16 protein-coding genes are annotated in these 18,946 nt (G+C 46.1%); all 16 read right to left on the bottom strand.

All coding sequences use genetic code 11. The features are described 5' to 3' along the window. Nucleotides 1-2: 2 nt before the first annotated feature. Nucleotides 3-383 (bottom strand): MaoC/PaaZ C-terminal domain-containing protein, encoded by a 381-nt coding sequence (locus ASG16_RS26950; RefSeq protein WP_056494287.1) that lies wholly within the window; start codon nucleotides 381-383, stop codon nucleotides 3-5. 13 nt (nucleotides 384-396) lie between these two features. Further along, nucleotides 397-804 carry an FAS1-like dehydratase domain-containing protein gene (locus tag ASG16_RS26945; protein WP_056494288.1) on the bottom strand — a complete coding sequence of 136 codons (408 nt, stop codon included), beginning with the start codon at nucleotides 802-804 and terminating at the stop codon, nucleotides 397-399. 90 nt (nucleotides 805-894) lie between these two features. Next, on the bottom strand, nucleotides 895-2,088 hold the full coding sequence (locus tag ASG16_RS26940; RefSeq protein ID WP_056494292.1) for an acyl-CoA dehydrogenase family protein: 1,194 nt from the start codon (nucleotides 2,086-2,088) through the stop codon (nucleotides 895-897). A 25-nt stretch (nucleotides 2,089-2,113) separates the two neighbouring features. Next, on the bottom strand, nucleotides 2,114-3,295 hold the full coding sequence (locus tag ASG16_RS26935) for a lipid-transfer protein (protein WP_056494295.1): 1,182 nt from the start codon (nucleotides 3,293-3,295) through the stop codon (nucleotides 2,114-2,116). Between the two features lie 172 nt (nucleotides 3,296-3,467). Beyond that, nucleotides 3,468-4,646 carry a CaiB/BaiF CoA transferase family protein gene (locus tag ASG16_RS26930; protein WP_056494298.1) on the bottom strand — a complete coding sequence of 393 codons (1,179 nt, stop codon included), beginning with the start codon at nucleotides 4,644-4,646 and terminating at the stop codon, nucleotides 3,468-3,470. Next, nucleotides 4,643-5,059 carry a PaaI family thioesterase gene (locus ASG16_RS26925; RefSeq protein ID WP_056494300.1) on the bottom strand — a complete coding sequence of 139 codons (417 nt, stop codon included), beginning with the start codon at nucleotides 5,057-5,059 and terminating at the stop codon, nucleotides 4,643-4,645. The genes ASG16_RS26930 and ASG16_RS26925 overlap by 4 nt, the downstream gene beginning before the upstream one ends. A gap of 236 nt (nucleotides 5,060-5,295) precedes the next feature. Further along, the gene (locus ASG16_RS26920; protein ID WP_056494302.1) at nucleotides 5,296-7,200 is read right to left on the bottom strand and encodes an alkyl/aryl-sulfatase; all 1,905 of its coding nucleotides are present in this window, start codon (nucleotides 7,198-7,200) and stop codon (nucleotides 5,296-5,298) included. A 140-nt stretch (nucleotides 7,201-7,340) separates the two neighbouring features. Next, on the bottom strand, nucleotides 7,341-8,384 hold the full coding sequence (locus ASG16_RS26915; RefSeq protein ID WP_056494306.1) for a zinc-dependent alcohol dehydrogenase family protein: 1,044 nt from the start codon (nucleotides 8,382-8,384) through the stop codon (nucleotides 7,341-7,343). A 26-nt stretch (nucleotides 8,385-8,410) separates the two neighbouring features. Next, nucleotides 8,411-10,012: a long-chain-fatty-acid--CoA ligase gene (locus ASG16_RS26910; protein ID WP_056494310.1), complete on the bottom strand. Its 1,602-nt coding sequence runs from the start codon at nucleotides 10,010-10,012 to the stop codon at nucleotides 8,411-8,413. A 32-nt stretch (nucleotides 10,013-10,044) separates the two neighbouring features. Continuing rightward, the gene (locus ASG16_RS26905; protein ID WP_056494313.1) at nucleotides 10,045-11,442 is read right to left on the bottom strand and encodes an aldehyde dehydrogenase family protein; all 1,398 of its coding nucleotides are present in this window, start codon (nucleotides 11,440-11,442) and stop codon (nucleotides 10,045-10,047) included. A gap of 188 nt (nucleotides 11,443-11,630) precedes the next feature. Beyond that, the gene (locus ASG16_RS26900) at nucleotides 11,631-12,599 is read right to left on the bottom strand and encodes an electron transfer flavoprotein subunit alpha/FixB family protein (protein ID WP_056494315.1); all 969 of its coding nucleotides are present in this window, start codon (nucleotides 12,597-12,599) and stop codon (nucleotides 11,631-11,633) included. A gap of 21 nt (nucleotides 12,600-12,620) precedes the next feature. Next, complete coding sequence (locus ASG16_RS26895) at nucleotides 12,621-13,388, bottom strand: electron transfer flavoprotein subunit beta/FixA family protein (protein WP_056494317.1); 768 nt, start codon at nucleotides 13,386-13,388, stop codon at nucleotides 12,621-12,623. Nucleotides 13,389-13,421: 33 nt separating this feature from the next. Then, nucleotides 13,422-14,189 carry a 3-hydroxyacyl-CoA dehydrogenase gene (locus ASG16_RS26890; RefSeq protein WP_056494319.1) on the bottom strand — a complete coding sequence of 256 codons (768 nt, stop codon included), beginning with the start codon at nucleotides 14,187-14,189 and terminating at the stop codon, nucleotides 13,422-13,424. Between the two features lie 21 nt (nucleotides 14,190-14,210). Further along, nucleotides 14,211-14,987, bottom strand: coding sequence for an enoyl-CoA hydratase/isomerase family protein (locus tag ASG16_RS26885; RefSeq protein ID WP_056494320.1), 777 nt, complete (start codon nucleotides 14,985-14,987; stop codon nucleotides 14,211-14,213). Nucleotides 14,988-15,145: 158 nt separating this feature from the next. Next, nucleotides 15,146-16,396: an MFS transporter gene (locus ASG16_RS26880; protein ID WP_056494323.1), complete on the bottom strand. Its 1,251-nt coding sequence runs from the start codon at nucleotides 16,394-16,396 to the stop codon at nucleotides 15,146-15,148. Between the two features lie 300 nt (nucleotides 16,397-16,696). Beyond that, on the bottom strand, nucleotides 16,697-18,748 hold the full coding sequence (locus ASG16_RS26875) for a sigma-54-dependent Fis family transcriptional regulator (RefSeq protein WP_056494486.1): 2,052 nt from the start codon (nucleotides 18,746-18,748) through the stop codon (nucleotides 16,697-16,699). Between the last annotated feature and the right edge of the window lie 198 nt (nucleotides 18,749-18,946).

The raw sequence follows: 18,946 nt of genomic DNA, 5'->3' as shown, positions 1-18,946 counted from the left end.
CATTATCCTTTTCTAACTTCAAACTGGGCACTGACCTTCACTTCTCCTGCTTCATTGACGGCTTCTGCTTCACATAGCCAACGATCTTCCTTTTCAGCTACAACGGAGCCTTTTACGATGATTTTTTCTCCCGGTCGCGTCATGCCTCGAAACCGAACGGAGAACTTCATGAGATCATCTACATGAAACCACGTATGGATTGCTTGCCCGACAAAACCCATGATCATCATGCCGTGTGCGATGACGCCACCAAGCCCCGCTTTTTCGGCAACGGGCACTACTGTATGAATAGGATTGAAATCACCTGAGGCCCCGGCATAGCGGACGAGCTGGCTATGAGTTATTTCTTCTTTATATAGCGGTTCGAATGGTTTACCGATCATATTCATTCACCCCCTAGTGTCTTTCGATGATGGTCGAGCGTCCTACGACGACGGTTTCACCATGTTGATTGACGAACTCTTTTTTGATGACGACGAAGTTCATGGCCGCTTTTGTGTATACGTCCTCCACTTCTCCATAAACCGTTATGTCATCCCCGATTCGGATTTTGCCTAGGTACTCATATTCCTGTCCACCGTGGAGAACTTTTTCAATTTTCAGACCCAAATTCTTTGAGACGGACGATGGAGAACCCCAAAATTCGATGACAGTGGGAAATGTTGGGGGAATGAACCCATCCTCAACGCCAATGGACTGATTATTATCAAGGGCGTACAATAGCTCCCTGACTTTGCATCGCTCCACTTTATAAGTAAAAGGCTCCAGCTTGATCCCAACTCGATCGTCTTTTTGTTTGTTCATGAGTTTCCTCCTTGTTATGGCATCGATTAACTGGTTGAGTTGTTCTTTCTTTTCTCTTCGTCCACCAAAACTCTGCGGACAGTATTACGCCTACATCCCGAGATTTTTTGCGATAATGTTTTTCATAATTTCTGTCGTACCACCGTAGATCGGCATGACAGCGACATCACGATATCGACGAGCAATGGCGTATTCTTCCATGAAGCCGTATCCTCCATGAAGCTGCAAGCATCTAACGGACATACGTCGTGCCATTTCGGTGATCGACCACTTCGCCATGGAGACTTGCGTCGATACATTTTCGCCATTCATATGCCGGTTGGTCAGATCATCGACAAAGGTCTGAGCCATGGAAATTTCCGTAGCCATCTCCGCCATCTCGAATTGTGTATTTTGAAAGGAACTGATTGGTTTACCGAAAGCGTGTCGCTCTTTTACGTAAGTCATGGTCGTCTTGAGCATCTCTTCAGCCACAACCAACGCGCCAATTGCGATCATAATCCGCTCTTGTTGCAGCTTATCCATCAGGTAGTAGAAGCCCTTGCCTTCCTCACCAAGCAGATTGGATACAGGGACACGTGCATCCTCAAAAATCAGCTCTGTCGTATCCGTAGAATGCTGCCCCAATTTCTTTAATTTGCGACCACGAGAAAAACCCGGTGTACCGTCCTCAACTAAAAGGATGCTGATCCCTTTATGAGCAGGCGTAGCTGTTGGGTCTGTCTTGACGCAAATGAAGAATAGCCCTGCATTGATTCCATTAGAGATAAACGTTTTTTGTCCATTGATGATATAGTGGTCTCCGTCTCGCACGGCAGTTGTCCGCATTCCCGCCAAGTCGGAGCCGATGCCTGGTTCCGTCATGCCGATCGCTGTCGTAATCTCACCAGATACGCATTTGGGCAAGTACTTTTTCTTCTGCTTCTCGGTACCATAGCGTTCCAAATAGGGAACGATAATGGAACTGCTCATACTTGCCAAGCCGCCAACTCCAACCCGACTCAATTCTTCGGCCAAAACCATGTTAAAACCAAAATCGAGTCCAAGTCCGCCGTACTCAGGTGCAACTTGCGGGCATAGAAACCCTTGCTCGCCCATTTTTTGATAAAACTCACGTGGGGTATATTGCTCTTCCTCCCACTTCTCAATGTTCGGTACGGCTTCCCTTTCGAGAAACTTGCGTAGAGAGCTGCGAAACATCTCGTGCTCTTGTGTAAGAAAAGGGCGATTTCTTTTAAATAAATCAAATGTCGCCGTCTTCGATGCCGGAATGGTTTGTGACATCAATAATCCCTCCAAGTACGATTGATTAACCGATACGATACATCGTAACGACACACGCCCCGCCAAGGCCCAGGTTATGTTGGAGAGCGACACGCGCACCCTCGACCTGCCGTTTGTCCGCCTGGCCACGCAACTGCCAAACTAGCTCGGTGCATTGTGCCAGACCAGTTGCACCCAATGGATGACCTTTTGACATTAAACCGCCTGATGGATTGACAACGTAGGTTCCACCGTATGTGTTATTGCCATCGCGGATGAACTTTTCGGCCCCGCCTTCTTCACACAGCCCCAAGCCTTCGTAGGTAATAACCTCATTGGGAGTAAAGCAGTCGTGGAGCTCTACTACGTTGACCTCATCGGGACCGATCCCGGCCATTTCATAGACTTGATCTGCTGCACGGCGGGTCATGTCCGCTCCAACTAGATTGAGGAGAGACTCATGTGTCACATCGGTGTCTGTTGTGAGCGCCTGCCCCACAATTTCTACGGCATTGGTAGTCCCGTGCTTGATCGCGAAGGCCTCACTGCACACAATCGCTGCCGCTGCTCCGCAGGTGGGGGGGCAAGCCATCAGCCGTGTCAAATTTGGCATTAAGGCTGGAGCGTTTAATACCTCTTCCACCGTCAGCGGCTTATGAAAAAGCGAATAAGGATTCTGAATGGCATGACTTCTCGTTTTCACAGATACTTTGGCAAAAATGTCTGGGTTGGCTCCGTATTTTTCAAGGTATTCCTTTCCTGCTGATCCAAAAAACTTGATCGCGTTCGAAGTGGAATCCGGCACGTCTGGCCACAGCTCTTTCAAGCGATTTTGTGCCCACCCTAACGGAGGAGTCCGATCTGTCCAGACACTTGCCAATGCGCCTGGTTTCATTTCTTCAAAACCAACTGCCAGTGCGCAATCTACCATACCCGATTCGACTGCTTGCCTCGCCAAAAATAACGCAGTAGAACCGGAAGAGCAGTTATTATTGACGTTAATGATTGGAATCCCTGTCATCCCGACCATATACAAAGCTCGTTGACCACATGTACTGTCTCCATATACGTAGCTCGCATAAGCTTGTTGGATGTCAGAATAGTGAATGCCCGCATCTTCTATTGCACCTTTGACTGCTTTGGATGCCATCACTTCATACGGTTCATGCGAGCCAGGCTTTGTAAACGGTACCATATTTACTCCGATGACTTTTGTTTTTCGACTCATGCTTCTTCCCCCTTTGGACGATCACTGAACTTTTCACATCTATTAGGTAAAGCAAATGTCGTGCCAACACGTTTTTTCGCCAATGATCGACTCTGTCAAAGTTTCTTTGCACATTGTGTATGTGTTGAATACAAAAGCAATGATAGGGATGTATAAAATCCATACACTCCTGTTATACAAATACCTCTTTTTCCTTAAGCACTGCAATTTGTTCGTCGGTATAACCCAGAGTTTTCAGTACCAGAATAGAATGCTCACCGAGTTTGCTTCCGATATGCTTATATTCTGGCTGGGCTGCGGAAAATTTGATTGGAAAACCAAATTGTCGCTGTGTTGTTCCGTCCGGTTTCGGTACATCCACAATCATCTCACGCGCCTTCAATTGCGGATGCTCGCACGCTTCTGCAAAAGTGAGTACCGGTTCAACACACGCTTCCATCTCCTGAAAAATAGCTGTCCATTCAGCGAAGGTTTTCGCTCGAAACGCGTTACGAACATAATCTTTAAAAGCTTGGACATCATCTGGAGATTCGCTGAAAGACAATGGCAACAGATCCTCGCCTCCTATTGCCTCGCACAATAGCTTGCGAAATTGGGGTTCGAGACTTCCTACAGAAAAATACCGTCCATCTTTTGTTTCATAGTAGTCGTAAAAGATCCCGCCGTTTAACCGCATGGCCTCTGCCTGCGGCTCCACTCCGCACGCAAGATAACCAGCGCCATGGATCGTATTCAGTACGAATGTAGCATCCGTCATGCTGACATCAATGTATTGACCTTCACCCGTCCGCTCGCGATGCAGTAAAGCGGCCAACATCCCGATCACGGAATGCAGCGAACCACCCGCAATATCTGCGATATGAAAACCATGCGGAGACGGAGGCGATCCTTTGCGCCGGGAGTAATCATTGATTCCTGCAATGGATAAGTAGTTGTTGTCATGCCCAGGTCGATGATGGTACGGTCCAGTCTGACCATATCCGGTGATGGAACAATAGATTAGTCGTGGGTTAATCGCTCGCAGCGTCTCAAATCCAAGACCGAGTCGCTCCATGACCCCTGGACGGAACTGCTCGAGGACAATGTCGTATTCTTTCACGAGCTCTTTTGCGATCTCTACGGCCTCTTGCTTTTTAAGATCCAGTGCGATGGAAGATTTCGAGCGATTCAAATAGCCATGGGCTGCCGTTACTCCCCCATCTACTTGCTTGCCTTGTCTGATACTGTCAGGTCGGGTGAACGATTCCACGCGAAGCACTTCTGCTCCTAGATCTGCCAGCATAGTCGTGGCAAAAGGCCCTGGTAGCAAAGTCGAGAAATCTAGCACTTTATAACCTCGTAACAAGCTCATTCTTTCACCTCATTCAGATTGTAAGGTAACTGCTTAAAGGTAGCGCTGGCTATCGCCAGAAGTTTGCCTGTACCGTTTCGTACTTCTCCCTCGCCTGTTGCAAGACTTTTGCCTATATGGCGGATTTTTGCTGTTCCGACGATGAGGTCACCCTCTTTGGCAGAGGCCAAATAATGAATGTTTAAATTGACCGTGACAAAGCGATGCCCCGTATGCGTGCGGATTGTCAAACCAATCACGTGATCGAGCAAGCTCGCTATGACACCTCCGTGCAACAAATTTCCGGCATTTAACAATTCAGGCGTGATGGGCAGCTCAACTACCACATGACCTTCTTCCATACGCGTAATTTGCATGCCAATATGTTGCTCGAATCCCGCTTCTATCCTTTTTGGGCGTTCTGTAATGGACATACTCGCACCTCGCTTTGCTGTTGCACGAAGACAACATCTGTGTTGGTTTATATAGAATTGCAAATGCCATGCCAAAGATGCTTCGTTCATATTTGAATAAAATGCATGCGATGTAAGTTCTTTGCGTAAGTAAATCGTACATATCTAAAACAGTTGTATGAAATCTATACAAGATGACACTCGACAACCAAAACAAAAAACCCTTGATTGCTCAAGGGTCAACTCACGGGCTCCTATTAAGGTGTCACAATAGCGGGAAATGGATCAAAGTCGTCCAATAATGCTAAAAACGCGTTGATATGAGTCGCGTCACCGGATACTTCTATTTTTCCCGTTGCCATGGCTTGATCGAGTGGCAGACGACCAAGCATCAATGCAAAGAAGTTCATTCGATCCGTAACTATCGTAACGTCTGGATGAGTGTCATGCTTATTTCCTTTGTTCACGAGAACGGAATTTTCCAGATACATAACAAACGATTGGTCTGAATCTGTGATCGTTACATTCATCGTGAGCTTTTTGCCTTCTGCTTTTGGGCCGTTAAGTTTCACGGCTAACAGAGTCAAGAAATCGGAAATGGGCATGTAGGTAATGATTCCCGATACATCAACTGGAGAGTTGTCCTTATTGACCCCATTGCGCAGCTCTTCGGCCCCAACCAAATACATGTTTCGCCAGTTCGCGGATTCCGCTTGATACCCCAATTGTTCAAACGCATTGGCCAGCAAATTCTTCGCTTCTGTATGAGTGGGATCAGCCATGACCACATGCTTGAGTACTTGCGCCACCCAGCGATACTCTCCTTTTTCAAAATCAGCATTTGCCTGCTGCAAAATGTTACTTGCCCCACCCATGTACTGAACATATTTCTCGGCAGCTTCCACCTGTGGCAGCGGGTCCAAATCAGAAGGATGCGCACTGTAATAGCCGAGATAAAAGTTGTAGATCCCTTTTACGTTATGCTTAAGCGTTCCATAGTACCCTCGATTTCCCCAGTATGTATCTAAGGTGTCGGGAAGCTTGATTGTTTCTGCTATTTCCTCCATCGTATATCCGTGATTGGCTAAACGCACCGTTTGATCGTGCATGTATTTATACAGATCGCGCTGCATTTTCAGATGCGCAATGGCGTTTTCTTTGCCCCATACTGACCAAGCATGGATCATTAACAGGGCATCAATTTCTTCTGCCTCAAACAAGTCAATCGTCTTATCCAGGGCGTTTGCCCAAAGCAAAGCATCTCGCGTTTTTGCTCCTCTTACGGTGTAGATTTGATGCATGGTTTTATTGGCATTTTCCGAGACAAACAATGCTTTGTAATCGCGGATATAGAAATGCATTTCAGCAGGTGCTTCTGTATTGGGCGTTAATAAAAACTCGAAGGTGATTCCGTCGATTTCCATGGTCTGTGTCTCGTTTACGATATCAACCGTAGGCAGTGCAAAGCTGAACGTACCCGAATTGGTCACAGGACCAATCCCTACAGAAATCGTTCCAGTAGTGCTGACGGGTAGATTTTTACCAAATTGATACCCAGCACGACGAGCCATAATCGTACCAAGCAGCACATTTTCGCTCAGTGCTTCTTTTGTAAAATGCTGTGGTGCGATAATCGGGATGTCGGGATTCTTCGCATACTGAAGTGCTGCTTTGGTACCAGCAAAATGATCTCCGTGACTTTGGCTGATAATAATGGCGGTAACCGGTTTTTTTGGACGATGCTGATAATATAACTCCATGGCGGCTTGCATGGATTCTACCCCTGCTAACGTATCAACAACAATGACTCCCTCTTTTCCTTCGATGAAAAACGTCGTGACGATAGATTGTCCACGAATTTGATAAACGCCCTCTAGTACTTTGAACAACCCTGTAATCGCATGCAACTGAGAATTTCTCCACAAGCTAGGATTTACCGTATCGGGTGCTGGCTGATCAAGGAACCCGAGTTTTTCGATGTCCCAAACAACCTTTCCAGCCTCATTTTTTATGACTTTTGCTTCTATGGGAGCGAGGTAGCCTCTATTTGCATCCTCGAAATCTTGCTTGTCTTCAAAATGGAGAGCGGCATAAACGGCCTCCTGTGCTTTTTTAGTAAAAGGCGTCGCCGGCAATGACTGATTAATTTTCGAATCTGCCATTTCTATACCCCCAAAGGTTTATTTTTTTTGAATATTCATCGGATATTTTGTCCATGGGCCCCCATTTGTATACATTTGGAAAAAGCACCAAGGCCATCGCTACGGCAAGAGCGATGGTCCGTAAAGCGCGGCAGTTCATCCTAGAACTTGTTAATCACCGTAACTCCTACACCCGCATACGTATTCATTTCTTCAAAAGATGCTTGGATCTCTTCCAAGGAGATTGTTTTCGTGACCAATTTCCCAGGGGCAAGACGCCCGCTTTCCACTAAACGAAGCATCGTTGAAAATTCAGGCAAAGGCATGCCGATCGACCCGATAATCTGCGCTTCTTGCCGGAGCAAAAAGTTAATAGGGACGGGAGTAAGACCGCCGTTCGGATTCGAGCTCATTCCAATCTGGACATGTCTTCCCCGTTTTGTGAGACTCAAGAGCGCATTTAAAAACGTTTCTTGGATACCAAGCGCTTCAATGGAGACGTTCGCACCGCCTTTTGTTATTTCGCGCACCGCTTCTGGCGCGTTTACTTGCTTGCTGTTTACGACAGCCACTGCTCCCAATTCTTTCGCTAATGCCAGTTTTTCATCCGCGATGTCCACCGCAATGACATTCGCGCCGGCAGCAGCAGCAATTTGAACAGCAGAGAGCCCTACTCCACCCGCGCCATACACGGCTACCCATTCACCGGGACGCACATTTCCTTGCGTAATGACCCCGTGATAGGCAGTCATGAAGCGACACCCCATTGCACTTGCTTCAATGAAATCAATGTTTTCAGGCAAATGCATGAGGTTTTGGTCTGCCTCTCCGATATGAATATACTGCGCAAACCCGCCATTCAAATCGAAGCCTACCAATTTGAGATTATCACATACATTGTGATGACCTGAGACACAATGTGGGCATACCCCATCGCCGATATTAAATGGGACAATTACTCGTTCACCTTTTTTGAAATTTCGTACATTTTTACCGACCTCTTCAACCACTCCACTCATCTCGTGCCCTAAAATATGCGGAAAGGATTGAATCATACTCATGTGTCCCGTCCACCCATGCCAGTCGCTTCGGCATACGCCTGTCGCTTCTAATTTGATGATGACCCCATCGGGAGTCAGTGTCGGATCGGCGATTTCCCTTACGACCAAAGGCTCGTTAAACGCTTCTAAAACGGCAGCTCTCATGGACAAGCACCTCTCTTTTCTCTTGATTACCGATTTTGTTTGTTCCGTTCTTCTTCTATCAATTTGCTACGCAGTATTTTTCCAACATGGGTTTTTGGAAGCGCTTCCCTAAATTCGATCAAGCGAGGAACTTTATATGCGGTCAAGCGTTCCCTGCACCAATTCCGGATCTCTTCTTCCGTCACGTTTGCTTGTCTGCCGAGAACAATAACGACCTTAATTGTCTCGCCACGATATGGATCAGGAACTCCGTAAACGCACGCTTCCACCACTGCCGGATGCTGATAAATGACTTCCTCCACCTCGACCGGATATACATTAAAACCGCCCGTGATGATCATATCTTTCTTTCTGCCTACAATATAGAAATAGCCCTCACTGTCCATGGTTCCGATATCACCTGTAAACAACCAGCCATCACGTAGGGTCCGCTCTGTCTCTTGTTGATTCTTCCAGTATCCTTTCATCACTTGCGGGCCTTTTATAATCAGTTCACCGGATTCTCCCACTGGCATCTCCTTTGTTCCGGTAGCAATATCTACAATTTTTATCTCTGTACTTGGAAGCGGCAGACCGATACTCCCTGCTTTTCGTCGACCACTCAGTGGATTGCGACTCACTATACATGTCGCTTCTGAAAGGCCATAACCCTCGACAATGGGAACGCCTGTTTTTTGTTCAAAATTTTTCATCACTTCAACAGGCAAAGGTGCTGATCCACCTATACAAATTTTGAAGCACGATAAGTCGTCTTTCTGTAAGTCCGGATGATTTAAGATCGCAATATACATCGTTGGAGATCCAACGAAATAGGTAGGCTGATGCTTGCGGATGAATTCCAAAATACGATCCAGCTCAAATTTTGCGACAGGTACGTACTTTGCCCCCATATAAACAAACTGAATGAAGCTGAACAGTCCCATTCCGTGGTAGAGTGGACCAATTCCTAGCTGACAGTGCCCCTCTTGGCTTAAAACGGACTTATTTGTTTCGTATGCTTGATAGAGATTGGCTATCATGTTGGCATGTGTGATCATGACGCCTTTCGATCTGCCGGTGGTCCCTCCTGTATACGAGAGTACGGCAAGTTCTTCAGGTTGAACGTCCTGGTCCGGCAAATCTGGACTCTCATGAAGAATCCAATGATGCAGATTATCTTCCTCAAAAATTTCCCGATCTGCTGCGATGAACGTCACTTGCTCAGCCAATCCGGTTATCTTTACCTTCTCTTTCTGTTCCCGGAAAGCAATGACCGCTGTTGCATCTGAATCTTTGAGAAGATGTTCCAACTCGGCAGGTTGAAAATTCGGGTTGACCTGAACAACCACTCCACCTAAGCGTTGAATGGCAAAAAAAGATAGTGCATATTCTATGCTGTTGGGCACCATGATCCCGATGCGATCACCCTTCCGATAACCGCGTCGATAAAGGGCGGACGCGATCCGTTCACACGCTTCCTTCACTTGTAAATAGGTGATTTCCCTCTCGCCGTCGGAGATCGCAATATGGGAAGAATACAGACGAGCAGCTCGATCTACCAGATCATAAATAGTAATGGATGGGATCTCTACTTCGTGCGATACTTCTTGAGGATAAAATGCGAGCCAAGGTTTATTCAAGCTACTCACTCCTCGAAAAGAACGTAATCATGCACATCGGATTAGTTTATTCTTTGCATCAACGTCTCCAGCTTGCCTTTATAGGGAGCACGAGCAAATTCCTCCATCGGATTGCTTCCCACAGGCGCTTGGAAGAGAACCCCTCGTTCGTGCGAGAACTCCCTGAATCCATAAACGCCTGTATATCTTCCAATCCCGCTCTCGTTGATTCCACCAAAAGGCAGATTTGGTTCTGCCATATGTCGCATGACATCATTCACGGTTGCTCCTCCAGAAGTTGTTCTGGCAAGAACATCATCCACAACGTGTTGATTATCACTGAAGATGTACAAAGCTAATGGCTTGGGTTTTGCGCCAATATAGTCAATCACTTCATCCAAATCGGTATACGTAAGGACGGGCATGATCGGTCCAAATATTTCTTCTTGCATGATTTTCGCTTCCAGAGGAACATCGGTTAAAAGTGTTGGGTAAATTCTTCCATTTTCTATCTTACCACCAAACCGTACTTTCGCCCCCCTTGTTACAGCATCTTCGAGCAAGCCTTGTAAACGCTGCAAATTTCGTTCGTTAATAATTTTGGCCATATCTGTTTTGGTAAGCTGCCCATTTTCAAAATAGCTACGCTGGACATACGCTTCAACGTGTTGAACAAATTCTTCGAGTTGATTTTCTTTAACGAAAACATAGTCTGGGGCAAGGCAAATTTGTCCGGCATTTGCATATTTGCCAAATGCAATGCGAGGAGTCATTTTCTCTAAATCAACCTGTTCATCGATAATCACAGGGCATTTTCCGCCCAACTCCAACGTAACGGACGCCAGATGTTTCGCAGCAGCCTGCATGACATGCTTGCCAATCGACGTACTCCCTGTAAAGAAGATATGGTGAAACGGAAGCGCCACCAAAGCTTCTGCAACATCCACTCCGCCTTCAAAAATCGCAACCTCAGACTCCTCGAACACCTCGCGAACGATTTTTGTCGCAAGTCGACTGGTTGCTGGCGCCATTTCAGAAGGCTTCAAAATACATACGTTGCCTGCCCCGATCGCAGGAATTAACGGAAGAAATAGCAAGTAAAATGGAAAATTCCACGCTGAGAAAATCAGGCACTGTCCTTTTGGCTCCCAAATAATTTTCGCAGTTGCCCCCACGCTTTGCGTATCGACTTCAACAGGCTGCATCCATTGTTCCAAGTTGGCGATGAACCGATCAATCTCCTGAATAACACCGAGTACTTCTGTTGTCACGGCTTCAAAAGAGGGCTTCTCCAAATCTTGCTGGAGCGCTTGTAAAATAGCTGGAGTGTGCGTACGAATGGCTGTTTTTAGTTTCAATAATTTTTGGATACGTTCTGCGGCACTTGTTCCTTTGACAACATGCTGCTGTTTCTTTTGCAATTCGAATACTTGTTGAATTTGCTTCGTAACATCAACCATCAAGAATGCCCTCCGATCATTCGATGTGAGGAAAGGATGTCTAGATAATACTTCTATACAAAAGCAAGGATCATACCAAAAGAAAATCATTGTTTTGCGTACATAAATCGTCATTTGATTGAGGGAAGTTGTTTGAAATCATTACGATACCAGACACAGGTAGTATATTTTCCAGACAGTTCCTGGGATTACGATACGAGCACTTTCTTTAATTCTTCCGTCAACAGTGGAACGACTTCAAACAAGTCTCCCACGATTCCGTAGTCGGCAATTTGAAAGATTGGGGCTTCCGGGTCTTTGTTAATGGCCACGATAATCTTTGAATTTGACATCCCCGCCAAGTGTTGAATAGCACCTGAGATGCCGCACGCAATATACAGATCGGGTGTTACTACTTTTCCTGTTTGTCCGATTTGCAAGGAGTAATCGCAGTAATCGGCATCACAAGCTCCACGGGAGGCTCCCACTGCTCCACCAAGTGCTTGAGCCAATTCTTGCAGTGGTTGAAAGCCTTCCGCGCTTTTCACACCACGCCCACCCGCGACGATGATCTTGGCCTCGCTGAGATCGATACCACTTGCTGTTTTTCGCACGACTTCCTTGATGATGGTACGAAGATCAGAGATTTCTGGCTGAAATTCTACGAGTGTAGTTTGCACCGCCGTCTCTATGATTTCAAAATTATTGGGGCGCAGGGTTGCGAACACCATTCCTTCTTGGAAGTTCTTTTTCTGAAACGCTTTCCCCGCATAGATCGGACGAACGAACGTGATTTGCTCCCCGTTTGTCTCTACAGCCGTACAATCAGAAAGGAGTCCCGCTCCGCATTTGGCTGCCACTCTTGGAGAGATATCTTTTCCCAATGATGTATGACCAACCAAGACGGCGTCTGGTTGCACTTCGTGAATGAGTTGCATAAATGCTTGGCTATACGCCTCAGAAGTACCCGTAGATAGCGCTTCGTTTTTCGTTATATACAAGGTAGTGGCTCCGTATTTGCTGATATCCTGCACATACGCCTCCGCATTCGGCGAGAACAGCGCCGCGATGACTTCTCCTCCTGCCGCGACCTGATTCGCGACAGTTAACGCCTCGAGAGATACATTTCGTAATTTTCCGTCTTTTACTTCGGTAAACACCAGAACCTTTTTGCTCATGATGAATCCTCTCCTTTTTCTTTATATGACCTTCGCTTCTGTGCGCAGCAGTTGTGCCAATTCGGTTACCTGTTCCTTGATTTCTCCGTTCATTAGGCGACCTGCTTGCTTCTTGGCTGGCAAATACTGCTCGACAATCGTTGTGCGGGCCTTTCTCTCCTCATTGGCGAGAGCCAAATCTTCCAGAGTCAAACGCTCCATTGGCTTTTTCTTCGCTTTCATAATGCCTGGCAAAGACGGGTAGCGCGGCTCATTTAACCCTTGCTGAGCTGTCGCCAAGAATGGAAGGCTTACTTCGATGACCTCCATATCGCCTTCTACGTCCCTTTCGACCGTAGCTCTGTCGCCATCGATTGTAAGCTTCGTAATCGTAGATATATGTGGGATACCCAGTGCCTCTGCAACCCGAATCGCAACCTGTCCTCCCCCCGTATCTACTGACATATTGCCCCCGAGAATCAAATCAAATGACTGATCCTTGATGGCTGCAGTGATCAATCGAGCAATCGTATATTCATCAGCTTCGGTTTCACCTGGATCGACGAGTATCGCTTTATCCGCTCCCATCGCAAGTGCTGTTCGAAGTGCGCCTTCCGCACGTTCTGGGCCAACGGTGATCACAGTGACCTCTGCTCCGTTTTCTTCCTTGAGCTTGACTGCTTCCTCGACAGCATATTCGTCATAAGGATTCACGATAAACTCGATGCCTTCTTCATTGATCTGCCCGTTCTGAATCACGATTTTTTCTTCAGTATCAAAGGTTTGTTTTAACAAGACTAAAATGTTCATCTGCGTTCTCCTCCAGGCTTCGTTTGTTTTCGTTTACTTCGGCTGCATTCGCAGTGCACCATCTAAACGGATGACTTCCCCGTTTAACATCGGGTTTTCGATGATGCTTTGAACGAGATGGGCAAATTCATTCGGCTGTCCTAAACGCTGTGGGAATGGCACCATGGCGCTTAACGCTTGCTTGAGATGCTCGGGAGCTCTGCCTAGCATGGGCGTCTCAAAAAGACCTGGTGCGATTGTAACGACACGAATGCCATACGAGGATAGATCCCTTGCAATCGGAAGCGTCATCCCAACGACTCCTCCCTTCGAAGCACTGTAGGCAGCTTGACCTATTTGTCCTTCAAAGGCAGCAGCAGAAGCTGTATTGACGATTACACCTCTTTCCCCTTGCTCGTTCGGTTCGTTTTCGCTCATTTTCTCAGCCGCTAACCGAATGACATTAAAGGTTCCGATCAAGTTGACATGAATAATTTTGGTAAACAGAACGAGATCGAATGGGCCGTTTTTGCCATACGTTTTCTGGGACCCGCCGATACCTGCGCAGTTAACAACCGCCGTTATCTTGCCGAATTTTTCCACACCTTGGTCTAATGCTGACCTGACATTTGCTTCTTCGACGACGTTTGTTTTCACGTAGAGAACCTGGTCGCCCAGCGCTTCAGCCAGCTCGGTTCCCTTCTCCTCATTGAAATCCATTATGAGTGCTTTTCCACCATGTGCCACGATATGTTTCACGGTAGCCTCGCCCAGACCTGAAGCACCACCCGTTACTGCGACAACACTGTTTTTGAGTTCCATTGTCCTTTTCCCCTTTTTCAGCTAGTTCCCGTGAAACTGTGGGCTTCTTTTTTCTAAAAATGCTTGTACGCCTTCTTTTACGTCTTCTTTCAAAAAAAGCTCTTGGAAAAGCTCGGCCTCTAGCTCAAGTGCTTGCTGAAAAGGTAATTCTATTCCTTCATCAACTGCTTTTTTAATATGCTGGAGAGCAGAAGGCGAATTTTGGCAAATCTTGTGTGCAAGCGTTAGCGCTGCGCTCAATCCCTCACCAGTGGGTACTACACGATTAACCAAGCCAATCCGCATGGCCTCATCGGCGGAAATATGCTCGCCTGTAAACAACAATTCTTTTGCTTTCGCCTCTCCAATCAGACGAGGCAAACGTTGTGTACCGCCTGCTCCAGGAAGCAACCCGAGCTTCACCTCTGGCACCCCAATCAATGCGTGCTTTTCGGCAATCCGCAGATCACAAGTCAAGGCAAGCTCGCAGCCTCCGCCAAGTGTGTATCCATTTAATACAGCAATCGTCAGTTTCGGCGAATAATCAACGCTGTTAAAAAAGTTGTGATTCTCCATAAATTGAGGCAGCAAATTCGGATTCCCGATTCGTTTTGGCAGCTCCTTGATGTCGGCTCCGGCTACAAATGCTTTTTGCCCGGCCCCTGTCAAAATAATCGCCAGAACGTCGGCGTTGGCATGGAGCTCAGCGAAAGTGATGCGCAACTCTTCTTTGACCGCAGCACTTAATGCGTTCATCGGCGGATTGTCGATAGTGACAATCGCGATTCTCTCTCGTTTTTCAACCTTTACCAGACTCATCGCTGTTTCTCCTTACATCTCGATTTTGTAAAAGAGAAATAGCAAATGTCATGCCAACGCAAAAAAGTAGTTTCTTATGACAAAATCAATACGAAAGCTGTCGGATTGTTTGATTTTCAAACAGGCATTCGAACCAAACCATCTTTTTTTCAGACATTTTATACGGTCTCTACATGAGGGGGAACTTCTTTGGACGGTTGATCCGGTCTGACAAACAACAAAAAGAGAATCCCCGTTACGATGAAAAGCCCCACAATGACGTACAGTGAGTAATGAAATCCGAGCACAAGGTTATTACCTGCTGCTTGCACTAAAATTCCTGTTATAACCGGTGCAACGATGGAGGCCATATTGGTAATGAACGAAAAAATGCTCGTCATGAAACCAGCGCGTTCAGGCATGAGCTTAATCAGTATTTGCGGGCCTACAGCAGCATTACTGTAACTCGATGTTTTTGCTAGACACAAAGCAATATAAATCCAGATAAAAGACTCAAAAGCAGGCATCATAGCTAGAAAAAGGCCACCGATGAGCGTGACGATCCCTGGTACCAGAACCCGCGATTTGAAATAGCTATTGGTTTTCTTATAAATGCGATCTGAAATGGATGAGAGCAGCAATACCATGACGGTGGCTGCAATACCGCTTCCAGCGACTGCATAAGCCATGTTCATTGGCTCTAGTTGCAGTACCTTTGTCATATACAGTGGCAGCCAAACGAGTAACCAAGTGGAGAGCCACAGAGCAGAGAACGCTAAAGCGAGGGTGAGAAAACAAGCGGGATTGCGCAATACGGGAGCTATATCAGCCCATCTCAACTTTTTCACATGGGATGGAGCCGTTTGATTACTTGGATGATTCTTGTTTTTTCGATCCACAAACAACCAGACGAAAACCAAAACCAGACTGACGACACCTAAAAGTGCAAACGTCAACCGCCAGCCATACTTTTCTATCAGGGCAACAAGAATCGGCGCTGAAATAATTCCGCCGACACTGGCACCAGAGACGATGACAGCAAATGCTATTCCTCGTTTTTCGGGAGGAAACCATTTGGCAGCATGACTCATCGCTACCGGAGTAAACGGCCCTTCAAAGGCCCCCAGCATTAACCGATACAAGATCAGCATCGGCAATGTCATAATGGCGTAGGAACCAAACTGCAGAACTGTCCAGGCAAGCAATAGAACCACGATCATTTTCGAAGTCCCGATTCGATCTGACCATGTCCCTCCTAATAAAGCTGAGATGGCAAACAACCAATAAAAACTGCTTCCAACCATTCCCCATTGAGTACTATTCAAGCCAAGCTCCTTCATCAACGGATCTGCTGCATATCCAATGATCGCCTTATCCGCATAGTTGATGACATAAGCAAAAAACAAGAGTGTTAGGACAATCCAGCGCATGTAATTACTCCCCTTCCATTCTTTAGCTGTTATTGAAAACGGGGAAAAATAGCAAGATGAGTTGGTAGGGTTTCCTCCTTTCGGGTACAACGTTTAATTAGACGCAATATTCAGAAAGAGCAATTGTCATGCCAACCACACATGATTCTTTACTTTCTCTTCCTTTCCTTTTGGCTAGATGTTGTTATGTATAGTGATGAAACACACCTTACAGACAGATGTAGAAAATACAGACAAGTTGGCATAAAAAAATGACTTCCGTCCCATCCAGAAGTCATCCACGATTTACTCTTGTACAGTTCATTGGTATTTTTTCAGACGATCATATAACACGGATCTGCTTACTCCCAGTAATTTGGCAGCCTTGGATTTGTTGCCGCCCGATTGCTCCAACGCTTGTTGTACTGCCGCTCTTTCGGCCTTTTCCATAAGGGAGCTCTCTGAATCAAATGAGAATGCGGTCATTTCATTTTTTCCATGACCCAACATGTATTCGGGCAAATCTGCTAGCTCAATTTTTCCGTGTTCACTGAACAGCATCGCGCGCTCCATGACATTTCGAAGTTCACGTACGTTGCCCGGCCAATCGTAATCGATCATGGCTTTTTCGGCAAGCGGGTCAATTCCCGTAATGCTTGTCCCGTTCAAGCGATTTAATTCTTCCATGAAGAAAGGAATAAACACCAAAATATCTTTTTTCCTTTTCGCCAGTGGCGGGATTTCAAAAGAGATGACGTTTAATCGATAGAACAAGTCGTTTCGGAATTCCCCATTTCTGACCATTTCCTCCAGGGAACGATGCGTTGCTGCTATAATGCGTACATCGACTTGGATGCGCTCTGTTCCACCCACCCGGTAAAATTCCTTTTCTTGGAGGACACGAAGCATTTTCGCCTGCAGTTGCAGCGACATATCTCCTACTTCATCTAGAAACAGAGTTCCCCCATTTGCCAAATCAAACTTCCCTTTTTTACCTTTTTGCTTGGCACCCGAGAAGGCTCCTTCTTCATATCCAAAAAATTCTGATTCCAATAAATGCTCTGGGATCGCGGCGCAATTGACCGTTACAAAAGGGCCATTATTGCGCCAGCTCATGCTGTGGATCGCATGGGCGAACAGCTCTTTTCCGGTTCCACTTTCGCCTCTGATCAGAACAGTCGAATTTCCTTTGGCCGTCTTCATGGCGCTGCGTATAATTTTCTCCATCTGGGGGTCTTGTGTAAGAATCTGCTCAAATGAGAAGCGGGAGGTCTCGTGCTGCACTTGTGGAGTTTGCTTCTCTTCTTTTTCACTCTTTTCCAGTCTACGTACGACTTCTTTCATTTCGTGCAGGCCACGAAACGAGATTTTTCCGATAACCCCGATGATTTCGTCGTCTTGCATAATGGGGACGCGATGCACGGTATATCGAATGCCTTTTACCTGCATCATCTCGCTATATTCCGGAAGACCTGATTTCATGACGCGGTCGAGTCCCAATTGAGGGAGGACGTCATGGATTGGCTTATATAAAATCTGCGATTCTTCAAACTCAAAAAGTTCAAGTAAGGATGGACTCACGAAGTTAACTTCTTTCCATTCATTGATCATGATAAGACCTTCGTACGCATTATCGATGACCGTCTGCAAAATACTCTTCCATTTGACTACGCTCTGTAACTCCTGGGCCATTTTTTCCACTTGTGATACATCTTGAAACAAAAGGATACACCCTTTTTTCCCAAAGCGAGAAATACGGGTAACGGCATGACTATTCCCTAGTTGTAGCCGATAATGATCGGAAGGCTCCATGGACTCTAATTGAATACCTGAAATGAGCGACGTTACCTCACGCTGGAGCAGTTCTGCTTGTGTCAGCCCAGTCATTTTGCAAATTTTCTGATTTACAAAGGTAATCCGTTCGGAATCATCTGTGATGATCGCGCCGAGCTCTGATCGTACCAGAATTTCTTCTAGTTGATCCTTCAAAGAACTCGTAGCTCGAAACAATGTGAAAATGATGTCCGTTTTGGTAAGCATTCCGGTCACTTGGTGGTCATCATTCAAAATGACGATGTTCCCCACTTCTGCTTTTTGAATGATTTCTTGGATGTCGCTGACCGAACTGTCAATATGAGTCCAAATGACGTCTTTTTTAATGAGTGGATGAATGACGCTCGTCAATGGTTGTCCATCTAGAATGGCTTGATTGAGGCTGCTTCTGGTCAGTACTCCATGCAATTTTTGATACTCATCGGTAACAGGAATCGTATCCCATTTAGTCCGCTGTACGAATTGAATAGCGTCAGACAAGGTATGTTCGGGGGAGAGACACTCATGTACGGGAGTAATGATATCCCTTAGCTGGGGCATTTCCTTCAACTCCATACATTTATTTTGGGCTGTTTTCATTTCTATCACATCTTTTATAGTGGAAACAAATCCCTTTTCCTATTGTAACATGGTTTCCCTGTTGGCTTAGGAGTTTTTTCAAGTGACACTTATTTCAGTAATTTCAGTATTGACTAAAATAACTGAAAATACTTAATATATTACTCATAACATCTTTTA

Origin of the sequence: Brevibacillus sp. Leaf182 (assembly GCF_001423865.2) — a bacterium.
GTDB classification, from domain to species: domain Bacteria; phylum Bacillota; class Bacilli; order Brevibacillales; family Brevibacillaceae; genus Brevibacillus; species Brevibacillus brevis_C.
This window is presented reverse-complemented; position numbering and strand designations above follow the sequence as displayed.